Annotated in this window: 14 protein-coding genes; 12 read left to right on the forward strand and 2 right to left on the reverse strand. The window is 66.8% G+C overall.

Features of this window, described 5'->3' with window-relative positions; all coding sequences use genetic code 11:
- Positions 1–48: 48 nt before the first annotated feature.
- Genes HGB51_RS01155 through HGB51_RS01205 form a run of 11 tightly spaced genes read left to right on the forward strand, consistent with a single transcriptional unit; the run spans position 49 to position 13043 of the window.
- Positions 49–3792, forward strand: coding sequence for a nitrate reductase subunit alpha (locus tag HGB51_RS01155; protein ID WP_070208130.1), 3744 nt, complete (start codon positions 49–51; stop codon positions 3790–3792).
- The gene (gene narH, locus HGB51_RS01160) at positions 3792–5336 is read left to right on the forward strand and encodes a nitrate reductase subunit beta (protein ID WP_070208129.1); all 1545 of its coding nucleotides are present in this window, start codon (positions 3792–3794) and stop codon (positions 5334–5336) included. Before HGB51_RS01155 ends, narH begins: the two co-directional genes overlap by 1 nt.
- Positions 5333–6013, forward strand: a complete 681-nt coding sequence (narJ, locus tag HGB51_RS01165) for a nitrate reductase molybdenum cofactor assembly chaperone (protein ID WP_070208128.1) — start codon at positions 5333–5335, stop codon at positions 6011–6013. The genes narH and narJ overlap by 4 nt, the downstream gene beginning before the upstream one ends.
- Positions 6010–6717, forward strand: a complete 708-nt coding sequence (gene narI / locus HGB51_RS01170) for a respiratory nitrate reductase subunit gamma (protein ID WP_070208127.1) — start codon at positions 6010–6012, stop codon at positions 6715–6717. Before narJ ends, narI begins: the two co-directional genes overlap by 4 nt.
- 3 nt (positions 6718–6720) lie before the next feature.
- Positions 6721–7620, forward strand: a complete 900-nt coding sequence (locus HGB51_RS01175) for a peptidylprolyl isomerase (protein ID WP_070208126.1) — start codon at positions 6721–6723, stop codon at positions 7618–7620.
- The gene (locus tag HGB51_RS01180) at positions 7617–8948 is read left to right on the forward strand and encodes an MFS transporter (RefSeq protein ID WP_070208125.1); all 1332 of its coding nucleotides are present in this window, start codon (positions 7617–7619) and stop codon (positions 8946–8948) included. Before HGB51_RS01175 ends, HGB51_RS01180 begins: the two co-directional genes overlap by 4 nt.
- Positions 8935–10158: an oxygen-independent coproporphyrinogen III oxidase gene (locus tag HGB51_RS01185; protein WP_256123609.1), complete on the forward strand. Its 1224-nt coding sequence runs from the start codon at positions 8935–8937 to the stop codon at positions 10156–10158. The genes HGB51_RS01180 and HGB51_RS01185 overlap by 14 nt, the downstream gene beginning before the upstream one ends.
- Positions 10158–10952, forward strand: a complete 795-nt coding sequence (locus tag HGB51_RS01190) for a cyclic nucleotide-binding domain-containing protein (protein WP_070208124.1) — start codon at positions 10158–10160, stop codon at positions 10950–10952. The genes HGB51_RS01185 and HGB51_RS01190 overlap by 1 nt, the downstream gene beginning before the upstream one ends.
- Positions 10949–11701 (forward strand): molybdate ABC transporter substrate-binding protein, encoded by a 753-nt coding sequence (modA, locus tag HGB51_RS01195; RefSeq protein WP_070208123.1) that lies wholly within the window; start codon positions 10949–10951, stop codon positions 11699–11701. The genes HGB51_RS01190 and modA overlap by 4 nt, the downstream gene beginning before the upstream one ends.
- A gap of 3 nt (positions 11702–11704) precedes the next feature.
- Positions 11705–12385, forward strand: a complete 681-nt coding sequence (gene modB / locus HGB51_RS01200; RefSeq protein ID WP_070208122.1) for a molybdate ABC transporter permease subunit — start codon at positions 11705–11707, stop codon at positions 12383–12385.
- Complete coding sequence (locus HGB51_RS01205) at positions 12375–13043, forward strand: sulfate/molybdate ABC transporter ATP-binding protein (RefSeq protein ID WP_070208121.1); 669 nt, start codon at positions 12375–12377, stop codon at positions 13041–13043. Before modB ends, HGB51_RS01205 begins: the two co-directional genes overlap by 11 nt.
- An 18-nt stretch (positions 13044–13061) precedes the next feature.
- Here HGB51_RS01205 and HGB51_RS01210 read toward each other — a convergent pair whose 3' ends face one another.
- The gene (locus HGB51_RS01210) at positions 13062–14600 is read right to left on the reverse strand and encodes a flavodoxin domain-containing protein (RefSeq protein ID WP_171966706.1); all 1539 of its coding nucleotides are present in this window, start codon (positions 14598–14600) and stop codon (positions 13062–13064) included.
- Positions 14597–15025 (reverse strand): PAS domain-containing protein, encoded by a 429-nt coding sequence (locus HGB51_RS01215; RefSeq protein ID WP_070206115.1) that lies wholly within the window; start codon positions 15023–15025, stop codon positions 14597–14599. The genes HGB51_RS01210 and HGB51_RS01215 overlap by 4 nt, the downstream gene beginning before the upstream one ends.
- A 219-nt stretch (positions 15026–15244) precedes the next feature.
- Between HGB51_RS01215 and HGB51_RS01220 the strand changes: the two genes are divergently transcribed.
- Positions 15245–16669: a basic amino acid/polyamine antiporter gene (locus tag HGB51_RS01220; RefSeq protein WP_070206116.1), complete on the forward strand. Its 1425-nt coding sequence runs from the start codon at positions 15245–15247 to the stop codon at positions 16667–16669.
- Position 16670: the final 1 nt, after the last annotated feature.

Consider the following 16670-nt stretch of genomic DNA (forward strand, 5'->3'; position numbering starts at 1 on the left):
TGCTTTACCCAGCCACGATGCCAAAGAATATGCCGAGGGAGATTCACCATGAGTTACTTTCTTGATCGCCTGCAGTTCTTCAAGCGGGACGCCCAGCCATTTGCCGACGGCCATGGCTTCACCAAGACCGAAAGCCGCGAGTGGGAGAACAGCTACCGCTCGCGCTGGCAGTACGACAAGATCGTGCGCTCCACCCACGGCGTGAACTGCACCGGCTCATGCAGCTGGAAGATCTACGTGAAGAACGGGCTGGTCACCTGGGAAACCCAGCAGACCGACTATCCGCGTACCCGACCGGACCTGCCCAACCATGAACCGCGTGGCTGCCCGCGTGGCGCCAGCTACTCCTGGTACCTGTACAGCGCCAACCGGCTGAAGTACCCGCTGATCCGTGGCGCGCTTGTGCGGTTGTGGCGCGAGGCGCGGAAGACCTTGAGCCCGGTGGATGCCTGGGCCAGCATCGTGGAAGACCCGGCCAAGGCTCGCGAATACAAGACCCGGCGTGGCATGGGCGGCTTCGTGCGGCTGCAGTGGGACGAGGCCAACGAGATCATCGCCGCCTCCAACCTGTACACGGTGAAGCAGTACGGTCCAGACCGGGTGGTGGGCTTCTCGCCGATCCCGGCGATGTCGATGGTGTCCTACGCCGCCGGTGCGCGCTATCTCTCGCTGCTCGGCGGCGCCTGCCTCTCGTTCTACGACTGGTACTGCGACCTGCCGCCGGCCTCGCCGCAGGTGTGGGGCGAGCAGACCGACGTGCCCGAATCGGCCGACTGGTACAACAGCCGCTACATCATCGCCTGGGGCTCGAACGTGCCGCAGACGCGCACGCCCGACGCGCACTTCTTCACCGAGGCGCGCTACAACGGCACCAAGACCGTGGCGATCTGCCCGGACTATTCGGAGCTGTCCAAGCTCACTGACCACTGGCTGCACCCCAAGCAGGGCACCGACGCGGCCCTGGCGTTCGCGTTCGGCCATGTGATCCTGCGCGAGTTCCATGTGGACAAGCCGTCGCAGTACTTCCAGGACTATTGCCGCCAGTACTCGGACATGCCGATGCTGGTGCGGCTGGAGCGCCGCGAGGACGGCCGGCTGGTGCCAGGCCGCTTCCTGCGTGCCAGCGACCTGGGCGGGCTGGGCGAGGCCAACAACCCGGAATGGAAGGTGCTGGCCATTGATGAAGCCAGCAACGCGATCACCATTCCGAACGGCTCGGTGGGTTTCCGCTGGGGCGAGCAGGGCAAGTGGAACATCGAGGAGAAGGCCAGCGACGGCTCGGCGACCCGCCTGCGGCTGAGCCTGGCCGGTGACCACGACGCGATCGAAGCGGTGAGCTTCCCGTACTTCGGTGGGGTGGAGAACGAACGCTGGACCGCCGCGCCGGTGGACGAGGTACTGGAGCGCAACATTCCGGTCCGGCGCATGGCGCTGGAAGATGACGGCGAGGCGCTGGTGGCGACCGTGTACGACCTGCTGCTTGCGCAGTACGGCGTGGATCGGGGCTTCGGTGGCGCCAACGTGGCCACCTCGTATGACCAGGATGTGCCGGGGACACCGGCCTGGCAGGAACGGATCACCGGGGTGCCGCGCGCGGACGTGGTCGAGATCGCCCGCGAGTTCGCGCGCACCGCCGACAAGACCCGTGGCCGCAGCATGATCATCGTCGGCGCCGGCATGAACCACTGGTTCCACAACGACATGAACTACCGCGGCCTGATCAACATGCTGGTCATGTGCGGCTGCGTGGGCCAGACCGGGGGTGGCTGGGCGCATTACGTGGGCCAGGAAAAGCTGCGCCCGCAGACCGGCTGGCAGCCGCTGGCGTTCGGGCTGGACTGGAGCCGCCCGCCGCGCCACATGAACGGCACCTCGTTCTTCTATTTCAACACCGGGCAATGGCGCTACGAAAAGCTGCAGGTGAACGAACTGCTGTCGCCGCTGGCCGACGCCTCGAAGTACAGCGGCAGCCTGGCCGACCTCAACCTGCGCGCGGTGCGCATGGGCTGGCTGCCGTGCACGCCGCAGCTGGACCGCAACCCGCTGCAGCTGACCCGCGAAGCCGAACAGGCCGGCGTGGCACCGGCCGACTACGCGCTGGGCAAGTTCAAGGACCACAGCCTGGACTTCGCCTTCGCCGACCCGGACGCGCGCCAGAACCACCCGCGCATGATGTTCATCTGGCGCTCGAACCTGCTCGGTTCGTCCGGCAAGGGCCACGAGTACATGCTGCGGCATCTGCTGGGCACCAAGCACGGCCTGCAGGGCAAGGACCTGGGCGAGGCCGGGGCGATCAAGCCGGAGGAAGTGAAGTGGCGCGACGAAGCGCCGGAAGGCAAGCTGGACCTGCTGGTCACGCTCGACTTCCGCATGTGCACCACCGCGCTGTACTCGGACATCGTGCTGCCGACCGCCACCTGGTACGAGAAGGACGACCTCAACACCTCGGACATGCACCCGTTCATCCACCCGCTGTCCAAGGCGGTGGATCCGGCGTGGGAATCGCGCAGCGACTGGGAAATCTTCAAGGGCGTGGCGCGCACGCTGAGCGACATGGCCCCGGGCGTGCTCGGGGTTGAAAAGGACCTGGTGCTGGTGCCGACCCTGCACGACACCCCCAATGAACTGGCGATGCCGTTCGGGGTCTCGGACTGGAAGAAGGGCGAGTGCGAGGCCATTCCAGGCAAGACCATGCCGTCGATGGTGGTGGTCGAGCGCGATTACCCGAACCTGTACCGCAAGTTCACCTCGCTGGGCCCGCTGCTGGACAAGCTGGGCAACGGTGGCAAGGGCATGAGCTGGGATACCCGCGACGAAGTGGACTTCCTGGGCAAGCTCAACCATACCGTACACGAGGAGGGCATCAGCAAGGGGCGGCCGGCGATTTCCTCGGCCATCGACGCCTGCGAAGTGATCCTGCACCTGGCCCCGGAAACCAACGGCCACGTGGCGGTGAAGGCCTGGGAATCGCTGGGTACCTTCACCGGGCGCGAGCATACCCACCTGGCCGAGGGCAAGGAACACGAGGCGATCCGCTTCCGTGACATCCAGGCGCAGCCGCGCAAGATCATCTCCTCGCCGATCTGGTCCGGGCTGGAAGACGACCATGTGAGCTACAACGCCGGCTACACCAATGTGCACGAGCTGATTCCCTGGCGCACGGTCACCGGCCGCCAGCAGTTCTACCAGGACCACGAGTGGATGATCGACTTCGGCGAGGCCTTCATGGGCTACCGACCGCCGATCAACACGCGCACGGTGGAACCGCTGTTGAACCAGCGCGGCAACGGCAACAAGGAGCTGGTGCTGAACTGGATCACCCCGCACCAGAAGTGGGGCATCCACAGCACCTACAGCGACAACCTGATCATGCAGACGCTGTCGCGTGGTGGTCCGATCGTGTGGATCAGCGAGGACGACGCGCGCGAAGGCGGGATTGTCGACAACGACTGGATCGAGCTGTTCAACGTCAACGGCGCGATCGCGGCACGTGCGGTGGTCAGCCAGCGCGTGAAGCCCGGCATGGCGATGATGTACCACGCCCAGGAACGGATCATCAACGTGCCGGGTTCGGAGATCACCGGCACCCGCGGCGGCATCCACAACTCGGTAACCCGCATCGTGCTCAAGCCCACCCACATGATCGGCGGCTACGCGCAGCTGTCCTACGGGTTCAACTACTACGGCACCTGCGGCACCAACCGCGATGAATTCGTGATCGTGCGCAAGATGAAGAAGATCGATTGGTTGGACGGCGAAGCCGAGCCTACCGAACAGCAGGAGGTCGCATAATGAAAGTTCGCGCACAGATTGCGATGGTCCTCAACCTGGACAAGTGCATCGGCTGCCACACCTGCTCGATCACCTGCAAGAACGTCTGGACCTCACGCGAAGGCGTGGAATACGCCTGGTTCAACAACGTGGAAACCAAGCCGGGCATCGGCTACCCCAAGGAATGGGAAAACCAGGAAAAGTGGAACGGCGGCTGGGTACGCAACCGCAGCGGCAAGCTGGTGCCGCGCGCCGGCGGCCGCTGGCGGATGCTGGCCAAGATCTTCGCCAACCCGGACCTGCCGCAGATCGACGACTACTATGAACCGTTCGACTTCGACTACCAGCATCTGCACGACGCCGGCGACAGCCAGCACCAGCCGACCGCACGGCCGCGCTCGCTGATCACCGGGCAGCGCATGCAGAAGATCGAGTGGGGGCCGAACTGGGAAGAGATCCTGGGTTCGGAGTTCTCCAAGCGCGCCCGCGACTACAACTTCGACAAGGTGCAGAAGGAGATCTACGGCGCCTTCGAGAAGACCTTCATGATGTACCTGCCGCGCCTGTGCGAGCACTGCCTCAACCCGGCGTGCGTGTCGGCGTGCCCCTCGGGCGCGATCTACAAGCGCGAGGAGGACGGCATCGTGCTGATCGACCAGGACAAGTGCCGTGGCTGGCGCATGTGCGTGTCGGCCTGCCCGTACAAGAAGATCTACTACAACTGGAAGAGCGGCAAGTCGGAGAAGTGCATCTTCTGCTACCCGCGCATCGAAATGGGCGAACCCACGGTGTGCTCGGAAACCTGCGTGGGCCGGATCCGCTACCTGGGCGTGATGCTGTACGACGCCGACCGTATTGCCGAGGCGGCCTCGGTGCCGGCCGAGAAAGACCTGTACCAGTCGCATCTGGACATCTTCCTGAATCCGGAAGACCCGGCGGTGATCGCGGCGGCGCGGGCCGAAGGCATTCCGGACAGCTGGCTGGAGTCGGCGAAGATCTCGCCGGTGTACAAGCTGGCGATCGACTGGAAGCTGGCCCTGCCGCTGCACCCGGAGTACCGCACGCTGCCGATGGTCTGGTACGTGCCGCCGCTGTCGCCGATCCAGTCGGCGGCCGAGCGCGGCCATGTGGGCATGAACGGCGAACTGCCGGATGTGGCTTCGCTGCGCATTCCGGTGCGCTACCTGGCCAACATGCTCTCGGCCGGTGACGAAGCGCCGGTGGTACGGGCGCTGGAACGGCTGATGGCGATGCGCGCCTGGCGCCGTGGCATCAACGTGGACGGGGTGGAAGACACCGCCGTGCTGGAACAAGTGGGGCTGAGCGTGGCGCAGGTGGAGGAGATGTATCGCTACCTGGCCATCGCCAACTACGAAGACCGTTTCGTGATTCCCACCGCGCACCGCGAATACGCCAACGATGCGTTCGGCGAACGCGGCGGCTGCGGCTTCACCTTCGGCAACGGCTGCAACGGCGACAGCCCGGCCGACCTGTTCAGCCAGCGCAAGACGACCACGTTCACCGTGCATCCGAACCGCCAGCAGAAGCATGAGGTGGTCGAATGAGCCTGCTCAAACTGATCGGGGTGCTGCTGGATTACCCCCGCGACGAACTGTGGCAGCACGGTGGGGAGCTGCTGGACGCCACCGATGACCCGGCGCTGTCGCGGGGCCGCCGAGCGCAGCTGCGAGCCTTCGTGCAGGACCTGCTCGCCCTCGACCCGCTGGAGGCACAGGACCGCTGGCTGGCCACCTTCGACCGCGGCCGGGCGATGAGCCTGCTGATCTTCGAGCACATCCACGGCGAATCGCGCGACCGCGGGCAGGCCATGGTCGACCTGATCGACGCCTACCGCCGCAACGGCTTCGAGCTGGATGCCAAGGAGTTGCCGGACTACCTGCCGCTGCTGCTGGAGTACCTGGCCCAGCGCCCGCAGGCCGAGGCGCGCGACTGGCTGCACCACATCGGCCACATCGCCGGCATGCTGGCCGCACGTGCCGGCGAACGCGAGCCGCCGCATGCGCTGCTGTTCGAGATCCTGGTGGAAGCCGGCGACGGCAAGGTCAACCTGGACGTGATGCGCCAGCGCGCCAGTGAGGAAGTCCGCGACGACACCGTGGCCGCGATGGACCAGCTGTGGGAAGAGGAGGCGGTGCGCTTCGGCACCGACGCGCCCTCGCAGGAATGCGATCCCCCACACCGGTCGCCGGCCCGCCCTGTGAACCGAGAGGTCCAGCCATGAACCACTATCTGCATCAATTCGCCTTCCAGTTCTACCCGTACATCGCTATCGCGGTGTTCCTGATCGGCAGCTGGGCGCGCTTCGACAAGTCGATGTACACCTGGCGCACCGGCTCGAGCCAGATGCTGTCCGACCGTGGCATGCGGATCGGCAGCAACTGCTTCCATATCGGCATCCTGGCGATCCTGGGCGGCCATCTGGTCGGCCTGCTGACCCCCCACTGGCTGTACGAGCATTTCATCACCTCCTCGCAGAAGCAGTTGCTGGCGATGGTGGTGGGCGGCTTCTTCGGCGCGCTGTGCTTCGTGGGCATCAGCATCCTGCTGGTCCGGCGGCTGTTCAACCCGCGGGTGCGCGCCACCGGCAGCTTCGGCGACGTGCTGGTGCTGGTGCTGCTGTTCGCCCAGCTGTGCCTGGGCATGTACAGCATCCGCATCTCGTCCGGCCACATGGATGGCGGGGTGATGATCATGCTGGCCGAATGGGCGCAGCACATCGTGACCTTCCGCGCCGGTGCCGCCGACTTCATCACCGACGTCAGCTGGGTCTACAAGATGCACATCTTCCTGGGCCTGACCCTGTTCCTGATCGCGCCGTTCACCCGCCTGGTGCACGTCTGGAGCATTCCGCTGAGCTACCTGTGGCGGCCCTACCAGGTGGTGCGCCGCCGCCAGGCCACGCTGCGTTACGGACCGAGGGAGTAAGCGATGGGCACGCTGCCGAGAATCCTGCCGATCACCATGATCGACACCGCCCAGCCGGTGCCGGCCGAGGCCGCGCACCACCACGCCGACCCGGCGGGGGAGGGGCCGCGTTCGTTCGGGCAGCCGGCGCCGTGCCGGCTGTTCGTGGCCGACACCGCGATCAGCGAGGCCGAGATCGCCCGCGAGATGCAGTTCCATCGCGCCCTGCGGCCGGAGCAGTCGCGCGCCGATGCGGCCCGTGCGCTGGTGGTGCGCGAGCTGCTGCGGCTGGAAGTCGAGCGCCTGGGGCTGGCGGGCGCGGACGAGGGCGACGACGTGATCGACGAAGAGCGCCTGATCGAACAGCTGCTGGAAACCGAGGTGGGCGAGCGTGCCCCGGATGAAGACGCCTGCCGCCGCTATTTCGAGCAGAACCGCGAACGCTTCCGCGCGCCGGACCGGATCAAGCTGCGGCACATCCTGCTGGCGGCGCCGGCCGACGACGTGGCGGGACGCCTGAAGGCGCAGAGCCAGGGCGAGAAGCTGATTGCCGAACTGCGCGAACAGCCGCACCTGTTCGCCGACCTGGCGCTGCGGTTCTCGGCCTGTCCTTCCAAGGACCAGGGCGGCGACCTGGGCTGGCTGCAGCGCGGCCAGACCACGCCCGAGTTCGACCGCCAGGTGTTCCGCCTGCGCCAGGGCATGGCGGGGTTCCCGGTGGAATCGCGCTGGGGCCACCATGTGGTGGTGGTGGACGAGCTGCAAGCCGGCGCGGCGCAGGATTTCGAGGCCGTGCACGCGCAGATCCGCGACTACCTGGAACTGCAGGTGCGCCAGCGCGAGGTGCAGGCCTACCTGCTGTCGCTGCAGGAACGCTACCCGGTACGCGGGCTGGATGAGATCGAGGCGCAGGCCGACGCATGAATACCCCCTCCCTGAGTGTCAGTCACGGCGAGCAGCAGCGCGCCCTGTGGATCAGCACCTTCGCCTTCACCGTGTGCTTCGCGGTGTGGATGATTTTCTCCATCATCGGCATCCAGATCAGCAAGGACCTGGGGCTCAATGACACCCAGTTCGGCCTGCTGATCGCCACCCCGGTGCTGACCGGCTCGCTGAGCCGGGTGTTCCTGGGGATCTGGTCGGACCAGTTCGGCGGGCGCAAGGTGATGGTGCTGGTGATGCTGTGCGGCGCGGTCGCCACCTGGATGCTGACCCATGCCACCACCTACACCCAGTTTTTGATCGCCGCGCTGTGCGTGGGTATCGCCGGCGGCAACTTCTCGGTCGGCGTGGCCTATGTGTCCAAGTTCTTCCCCGCCAGCAAGCAGGGCACCGCATTGGGCATCTTCGGCGCCGGCAACATCGGCGCGGCGGTGACCAAGCTGCTGGCACCGCTGGTGATGGTGGCGTCGGGTTGGATGATGGTGGCCAAGGTGTGGGCGGTGGCGCTGGCGGTGACCGCCGTGCTGTTCTACCTGTTCACCAAGGAAGATCCTTCGCTGGAGCAGCGCCGCCGTGACGGGGTGAAGCCGGTGCCGTTCGTCGAACAGATGGCGCCGCTGAAGAACCTGCAGGTGTGGCGCTTTGCGCTGTACTACTTCTTCGTGTTCGGTGGCTTCGTGGCGCTCGCCTTGTGGCTGCCGCACTACCTGGTGGGCGCCTACGGCATGGACGTGGCGCATGCCGGCATGGTGGCGGCGTGCTACTCGATCCCGGCCAGCCTGTTCCGCGTGGTGGGCGGCTGGTTGAGCGACCGCTACGGCGCGCGCCGGGTGATGTACTGGACCTTCGGCGTCTCGGCCATCTGCACCTTCCTGCTGGCCTACCCGGACACGGTGTACGTGGTGCAGGGCATCCACGGCGAGATCCGCTTCCACCTGGCGATCGGGCTGGTGATGTTCACCGTGCTGGTGTTCGTGCTGGGCTTTTTCATGTCGCTGGGCAAGGCAGCGGTGTACAAGCACATTCCGGTGTACTACCCAAACCATGTGGGTGCGGTCGGCGGAGTAGTGGGCATGATCGGCGGGCTGGGCGGTTTCATCCTGCCCATCGTGTTCGGCGCGCTGAACGATGTGATCGGGATATGGAGTAGCTGCTTCATGCTGCTGTTCCTGGTGGTGGCCGCCGCACTGGGCTGGATGCACTTCGCGATACGGCGCATGGAACGCCGCAGCTTCCCGCAGATCGACAGCCAGACCGATCTGCCCGAGGCCATCGACGCCGCTGCGGCAGACCGTCGTGCTGGTCGCTGAGACCGTGCCGGGCGACACCGAGCAACTGCCCGGCTGCCTGCTGCGGCAGCCGGTGCACGTGCTGTTCCCCGGCGCGCTGGAGTTCAGCAGCGGCTTCGGCGAAAAGGCGTGGCGCGGTGCATTGCTGGCCAGCAACGAGCACCTGATTCCGCGTTCGCTGACCCTGGGGTTCCAGACCGCACGCGGCGCGGTGGACGCCGCCGCCTACCTGCAGGCGCTGCTGGACGGGCTGCGCGTGCAGTCGGCGCTTGTCGCCGACGACCGCGAAGTGGTGGCGCTGGTGCTGCAGCTGGGCCTGGCCGAATGCCTGGCGCCCACGCAGATCGCGCAGCTGCTGGAAGCCGTGCCCACCCACTTCCGCACGGTAGCGCGGCCACAGGTGGAGGTGCGGGTGGATGCGGGCAGTGGCTGCGACCCGCTGCAGCTGCGCGCAGTGGGCTGCACCCGGCTGACCGTGATCGACCGCCCCGGTGCGGACGGGCCCGGCCTGCTGGCGCGTGGTCAGACGGCCGCTTTCACTGCCTGCTATTACCAGCTGCGGATGCCCGCACGCGACGATGCGCAGTACCTGCACCGCCTGCAGCAGGCCATCGCGCTGGGCCCGGCGCGGATCCTGCTGCCGGCGCCGTGCGCGATGCCGGCCGACCCGTGCGCGGCCACGTGGTACCAGGCGTGGCAGCACCTGGTGGCGGCCGGCTACGTGCCCATCGGCGGCGACCATTACCAGCACCCCGAACGCGCACCGCCGACCACCCTGCGCGATACCTACCGGTACTGCGACGTGGTCGGCGTGCCGCGCCGCGAACGAACCGACTTCATCGGCATCGGCGCCGGTGCCTGCAGCCAGGTCGGCGAGGTGCTGTGCCGGCTGGACGAGGATCCGGCGCGCTGGCAGGCGCGGATGGATGCCGGCCATGCCGGGGTGGTGGCCGGACTGATCCTGTCCGACCAGGAAGCGCTGGCCAACGATGCCGTGCAGCGCATCGCCTGCGACCATGCACTGGATGCGGCCGATTTCGAGTGGAGCCACGGCTGCACCCTGGACGACGCCTTCGAAGACGCGCGAGCGCAGCTGGGCCCGTGCCTGGCCCAGGGCTGGGCGTACTGGGACGGCCCGGTGCTGCGCCTTCGCGCGGAGGGCATGCTGCTCTGGCGTATCATCGCAGCGTGCTTCCGACCCGCCGCGATGCGGGCCCCGATCCAGGAATGATGACGTCTTCAATGCTTACCCAGGGCCGGTCCGGCCGTTCCACCCCGAACCCGGCCGCGGCCGACGATGGCGATGCGCTGCATTTCTGCAGCACCTGTGCGTTTTCCGATGCATGCACGTCGCAGGGCTACGACAAGACGGCGCTGAACGAGCTGCATGTGCTGGTCGACCACGTGGGCCCGTTCCACGCCGGCGACTACATCTTCCGTGCCGGTGAACCGTTCGATGCGATCGCGGCGGTACGCGCCGGCATGGTCAAGACCTTCGTGGATGACAGCCAGGGCAGCGAGCAGGTGCTGGGCTTCAGCCTGCCCGGCGAAGTGATCGGGCTCAACGCCATCCACGGTGCGCGCTATCCCTGCAATGCGGTGGCACTGGACACCGTGCACCTGTGCCGCATTTCGTTCCCGAAGATGAGCCAGCTGGCCAGCCGCATGCCGGGCCTGCAGGCCAAGTTGTTCAGCCTGCTCAGCGCCGAGATCGGCAAGGTGGCGCTGTTGGCCGCCAACCACCGCACCGAAGAGCGCATGGCCGCGTTCCTGATCGACATGTCCGAACGCTACGCGCGGCGCGGATTTTCGGCGGTGCGCTTCAACCTGACCATGGCCCGCACCGAGATTGCCAACTACCTGCGCATGGCGCCGGAAACCGCGAGCCGCGTGCTGCGCCGGCTGGCCGACGACGGCGTGATCGCGGTCAACCAGCGCGAAATCCTGCTGCTGCAACCCGAACGGCTGGCGGCGATGGCCGCGGCCGGCGACACCGACTCCACTGACCCAAGGACCGCAACATGATTCGTACGCTACGTGGACTGCTGTGCCTGGCGGTGTTGGCGACGGCGCTGCCGGCTGGCGCGGCCGGGCTCACGGTCTCGGCCGCATCGAGCCTGACCGAGAGTTTCCGTGACATCGCCAGTGCGTACGAAAGCGCGCACCCCGGGACCAAGGTCGACCTGAACTTCGCCGCCTCCGGGGTGCTGCTGCAGCAGGTTGCGCGCGGCGCGCCGGTGGACGTGTTGGCCACTGCGGACACAAAAACCATGGACCAGGCCGCGCAGCAGAACCTGCTGGCCGCCGATACCCGGCAGCTGTTCGCCAGCAACCAGCTGGTGGTGGTCGTGCCAAAGGACGCGCGCACTGCGCCGACCTCGCTGGCGGCACTGGGTGGGGCCGATGTGAAGCGCGTGGCGATCGGCAATCCGGACAGCGTGCCGGTGGGTCGCTACGCGCAGACGGCGTTGCAGGAGGCCGGGCTGTGGGAGGCGATGAAGGCCAAGACCATTTCCACCCAGAACGTACGCCAGTCGCTTGACTACGTGGCGCGTGGCGAGGTGGATGCGGGCTTTGTTTACTCCAGCGACGTGCGCGCAGGAGGCGACCGGGTGCGGCAGGCCTTCGCGGTACCGCTGAAAACGCCGATCACCTATCCGCTGGCGGTCATCAAGGACAGCGCGAACGCGGCCGAGGCGAAGCGCTTCGTGGCCTTCGTGCGCTCGCCGCAGGGCCTGGCGATCCTGAAGAAGCACGGTTTCGGCGCGCCCTGATTCATGGCGTTGGACTGGACCGCGTTGTGGTTGTCGCTGAAGGTGGCCGGCTGGGCCACGGCGATCAATCTGGTGGTGGGCGTGGCGCTGGGCGCGCTGCTGGCGCGCCGCCGCTTCCCCGGGCGTGAGCTGCTGGACACGCTGCTGACCCTGCCGATGGTGCTGCCGCCGACCGTGCTGGGCTATTACCTGCTGGTGGTGATCGGCCGCAACGGCCCGCTCGGTGCCTGGTTGCAGTCCACGTTTGGGATCAACCTGGTGTTTACCTGGCAGGCGGCGGTGATCGCTGCGGCAGTAGCGTCGCTGCCACTGGTGTTCAAGCCCGCACGCGCCGCCTTCGAAGCGGTGGACGGGCAGCTGGAGCAGGCCGCGCGCACCCTGGGCGTGTCCGAATTCGCGCTGTTCCTGCGGGTCAGCCTGCCACTGGCATGGCGCGGGATCCTGGCCGGGCTGCTGCTCGCGTTCGCGCGTTCGATGGGCGAATTCGGTGCCACGTTGATGGTGGCGGGCAGCATTCCGGGGCGCACCCAGACGCTGTCGATTGCGATCTACGAAGCAGTGCAGGCCGGGCAGGACAGCAAGGCCAACGGGCTGGTGATCCTGACCTCGGTGGTATGCATCGTGATCCTGCTCGCCGCCGCGCGGCTGGTGGGACGCCGGCAGGAGGCGCGCGATGTGGCTTGACCTCGACATCCGTCGCCGTTTCAGCGCCCCGGGCCAGCAGTTCGATCTGGACGTGCAGTTGCAGTGCACGCAACGCCAGGTGGTGCTGTTCGGACCGTCGGGCGCGGGCAAGAGCCTGACCCTGAAGGCCATCGCGGGGCTGTTGCGGCCGGAGGCCGGCCATGTGCGGCTGGATGGGGCAACCCTGTTCGATGCCGGGCAGGGCGTGCACCTGCCGCCACAGCAACGGCGGCTCGGCTACCTCTTCCAGGACTACGCGCTGTTTCCGCACCTGACCGTGCGCCAGAACATTGCGTTCGGGCTGCGCCGCGGCTGGCTCAATCCTTCGCGTCGTGAACAGGATCCCGAGGTAGAACGCTGGATGGCGGCGCTTCGCATCGAGCACCTGGCACAGATGCACCCGGCGCAGCTCTCCGGTGGGCAGCGCCAGCGCACCGCGTTGGCCCGTGCACTGGTGACGCGTCCGCAGGCCCTGCTGCTGGACGAGCCGTTCGCCGCGCTCGACCATGACCTGCGCGCGCACCTCCGGGAGGAACTGCAGGAGGTGCTGGATGCCACCGACGTGCCGCTGCTGCTGATCAGCCACGACCCGGCGGATGTGGCGATGTTCGGCCAGCAGGTGGTGGAACTGGCGGACGGGAAGGTCAAACGCCCCTGAGGCGGGGCGCTGTGGATCTCAGTACAGTTCGCAGTGCAGGCGCTGTTGGGCCTGCAGCGCGGACCAGGTGCTCGCATCGACCGCACCCTCGGGGTACAGCGCATTGACGGCCTGCTGGATGGCGCCTTCCAGGTGTTGTTTGTTGCCGCACAGGTACAGGTGCGCGCCGCGCGCCAGCAGCTGGCGGATCGGGTCGGCGTGTTCGGCCAGCGCGTGTTGTACGTAGAACTTGCTGGCGCCGTCGCGTGAGAATGCAGTGCGCAGCGTGGTCAATCGACCTTCGTCGTGCCACTGCTCCAGCTCCTCCTGGTACAGGAAGTCGTGCGCGCGGTGCTTCTCGCCAAACAGCAGGTGCACCTCGCGGCGGCTGCCGCTGGCCTGCAGCTCATGCACCAGCCCCATCAGCGGCGCGATACCGGTGCCGGTGCCAATCAGCAGCAACGGTGCGTCCGGTTCAGTCGGCAGGTGGAAGCCTGGGTTGGAGCGGCAATAGATGCGAACGCCCAGGTTGGACGCCAGCAGCCAGCCGGTGGCGGTTCCGCGACGCTCCCGACCGCGATGCACGTAGGCGACCTCGCGGATGCACAGGCTGACCGTGTCACCGAACGCGGAGGCGATGGAATAGGCGCGGGGCAGGCACGGCGACAGCAGTTCGGCCAGCCGCGCCAGCGGAACGCTTTCCGGCGTGGCATGGTCCTGCAGCACATCGAGCAGGTCGCTGCCATGAAGGTAGCTTTCCAGTGCTTGGCGCTGGCTGACCTTGAGCAGGCCCTTCAACCCGTCGCTGCCACCCAGCCGGGCCAGTTCACGCAGCACGGTTTTGTTGAGCAGACGCAGTTCCTTGTGGCGCAGCAGCTCGGCCGCCTGCGGGTCGCCGTACCACGCCGCCAGCGCATCCAGCAGCGCAGGGTCGTTCGGCGCCAGCACATGCAGGGTGTCGCCGGCACGGTAGACGATGCCGCTGCCGCGCAGGTCCAGGGTGACATGCCATGCCGCAGGGCAGCTGCCGCTCAGTCGGCGCCGTTCGATGACCGGCGCGTTGAACGCATTGTCCTCGCCATACGCGGTGACCTGCAGGTGCAGGTCGCGGCCGGCCTCGGGCTCGCCGTTGAGCACGCTGCCCAGCACCGGGGCCCAGCGTTCGAAGAAGGTTTCGTAACAGGCGTCGGCGTCGACCCGGTTCATGATCGGGTGCGCCTGGCGTTCGCCGAGCAGCGAGTCCAGCGCCTTGGTGAACCCGCAGAAGCGCGGGTAGCCGGTGTCGCCGAGCCCGAACACCGCATAGCGCAGGCCGGGCAGGGCAGGGGCGAGCCGCAGCGCTTCGGCGAAGTGCTCACCATTGGCCGGCGGTTCGCCGTCGCCGAACGAGCTGGACAGGGCCAGCAGCACATCGCCGGCGCCCAGGCGGGCCACGTCGATCTCGTTGAAGGGCAGCACCTGCGGCGCGTGCGCCTGCAGGGCCGGGAACGCGCCCAGGCGGTGGGCCAGGGCGCGGGCGTTGCCGGATTCGGAGCCGTAGCCCACCAGCACGCGTTGGATGGGGGCCGGGGCGTTCACGCGGCCTCGTAGAACTCGTCGAACTTCTCCTTGCTGAACTCCACCGCTTCGAAGTTGCCCATCAGGTCGTTCACCACGCGGCGGATGCTGATGTAGGAAGTGATCTGCCCGGCCTCGTCGAACAGCGGCTGCACGGTGGTGTCGACCACATACAAAACACCGCCCTTGCCCAGGTTCGGCACGATCCCGGTCCAGGTCTTGCCGGCCTTGATGGTGTCCCACATGTCCTTGTAGACCGCCTTGGGCACGTCCGGGTGGCGGACCATGCTGTGCGGCTGGCCGATCAGCTCTTCGCGCTTGAAGCCGGTGAGGGTGCAGAACAGGTCGTTGGCATAGGTGATGTTGCCCTTCAGGTCGGTGGTGGAGATCACCATCACGTTCTCGAGGGCGTTCAACAGCTGGGCAGCGTCGGGGCGGTAGGACATGGTCGTTTCCAGTGGTGGTTCGGGTTCGTGAACAGCTTCTGCCTGCCTCCCGTGCCGCGCCCTGACATTCGTCAAGTGGTGCCGTGCAGACAGTGCGACCGGGTGTCGCAGGTGGTGCGTGCGAAAACATGTCGGCATTCGGATAACAACACGCGTCTCACGCCTCATTTACGAAATCCTCTCCATCCTGAACCCTCCATTCCGAAGCGGGTGCCGGCCATGTCCTCGAATGTCGTGAAGATGACCCGGATGCAGCTGACCGCCATGGTGGTGGGCGGCATGATCGGGGCGGGGATCTTCTCGCTGCCGCGCACGTTCGCCGGCGCCACCGGGCCGTTGGGCGCGGTGGTGGCGTGGACCATCGCTGGCCTGGGCATGTACACCCTGGCGCGGGTGTTCCAGCTGCTGGCCGAGCGCAAACCGGACCTGGACGCGGGTGTGTTCGCGTATGCGAAGGAGGGCTTCGGCGACTATCCGGGCTTCCTGTCCGCATTCGGGTACTGGATCGGCAGCTGCATCGGCAATGTGTCGTACTGGGTGCTGATCAAGTCGACGCTGGGCGCGTTCTTCCCGGTCTTCGGCGACGGCAACACGGTGGTGGCGATCCTGGTCGCCTCGGCCGGGATCTGGCTGTTCCACTTCATGATCCTGCGCGGCGTGCAGCAGGCCGCGGCGATCAACAAGATCGTCACCATCGCCAAGGTCATTCCGATCGTCGTGTTCCTGGTGATCATTGCCTTCGCGATGAAGATGGACGTGTTCCGCTTCAACTTCTACGGCGGCGACCTCTCCGGCAGCATCTTCGAGCAGGTCCGCGCGACCATGCTGGTCACGGTGTTCGTGTTCCTGGGCATCGAAGGCGCCAGTGTGTACTCGCGTTACGCCAAGGATCGAAAGGACGTGGGTGCGGCCACGATCACCGGCTTCCTGGTGGTGACCACGCTGATGGTGCTGGTGACCCTGTTGCCGTTCGCGGTGATGGAGCGCGCCGACATCGCCGGCATGCGCCAGCCGTCGATGGCGGCGGTGCTGGAGGCGGTGGTGGGGCGCTGGGGTGCGATCTTCGTCAGCGTCGGCCTGCTCGTGTCGGTGCTGGGTGCGTACCTGACCTGGTCGCTGATCTGTGCCGAGGTGCTGTCGGCCGCGGCGCGGACCAAGGACATGCCGGCGATCTTTGCGCGTGAGAATGCCAATGGCGTGCCGTCGGCTGCGCTGTGGGCGACGAACATCATCATCCAGCTGATCGTGATCAGCACCTACTGGTCGCGCGACGCGTTCTCGCTGATGCTAAACCTGACCAGCGCGATGTCGTTGATCCCGTTCCTGCTGGTCGCGGCCTACGGGCTGCAGCTGACCAAACGCGGGGAGACCTACAACGAGCGGCCCAACGAGCGCGGCCGCGACATGGTGCTGGCCATCCTGGCCACGGTCTACACGGTGTTCCTGCTGTATGCGGGCGGGATCAAGTTCATCGTGCTCTCGGCGGTGCTGTACGCGCCGGGCAGCCTGCTGTACTTCTGGGCGCGGCGCGAGCAGGGCGGGAAGATCTTCACCAAGGCGTCGGACTTCATCATCCTGGGCGTGGCCGTGGTTGCCGCCGTGGTTGGCGTCTACTGGATCGCGACCGGCTACATCCAGATCTGAC

Source organism: Stenotrophomonas bentonitica, from assembly GCF_013185915.1.
Classification (GTDB): Bacteria; Pseudomonadota; Gammaproteobacteria; order Xanthomonadales; family Xanthomonadaceae; genus Stenotrophomonas; species Stenotrophomonas bentonitica.

Coding starts and splice junctions, on each gene's coding strand:
- HGB51_RS01220 (WP_070206116.1), top strand. CDS start 15,245: ATGTCCTCGAATGTCGTGAAGATGACCCGGATGCAGCTGACCGCCATG.
- narH (WP_070208129.1), top strand. CDS start 3,792: ATGAAAGTTCGCGCACAGATTGCGATGGTCCTCAACCTGGACAAGTGC.
- modA (WP_070208123.1), top strand. CDS start 10,949: ATGATTCGTACGCTACGTGGACTGCTGTGCCTGGCGGTGTTGGCGACG.
- HGB51_RS01155 (WP_070208130.1), top strand. CDS start 49: ATGAGTTACTTTCTTGATCGCCTGCAGTTCTTCAAGCGGGACGCCCAG.
- HGB51_RS01175 (WP_070208126.1), top strand. CDS start 6,721: ATGGGCACGCTGCCGAGAATCCTGCCGATCACCATGATCGACACCGCC.
- HGB51_RS01180 (WP_070208125.1), top strand. CDS start 7,617: ATGAATACCCCCTCCCTGAGTGTCAGTCACGGCGAGCAGCAGCGCGCC.
- narJ (WP_070208128.1), top strand. CDS start 5,333: ATGAGCCTGCTCAAACTGATCGGGGTGCTGCTGGATTACCCCCGCGAC.
- HGB51_RS01215 (WP_070206115.1), bottom strand. CDS start 15,025: ATGTCCTACCGCCCCGACGCTGCCCAGCTGTTGAACGCCCTCGAGAAC.
- modB (WP_070208122.1), top strand. CDS start 11,705: ATGGCGTTGGACTGGACCGCGTTGTGGTTGTCGCTGAAGGTGGCCGGC.
- HGB51_RS01205 (WP_070208121.1), top strand. CDS start 12,375: ATGTGGCTTGACCTCGACATCCGTCGCCGTTTCAGCGCCCCGGGCCAG.
- narI (WP_070208127.1), top strand. CDS start 6,010: ATGAACCACTATCTGCATCAATTCGCCTTCCAGTTCTACCCGTACATC.
- HGB51_RS01190 (WP_070208124.1), top strand. CDS start 10,158: ATGACGTCTTCAATGCTTACCCAGGGCCGGTCCGGCCGTTCCACCCCG.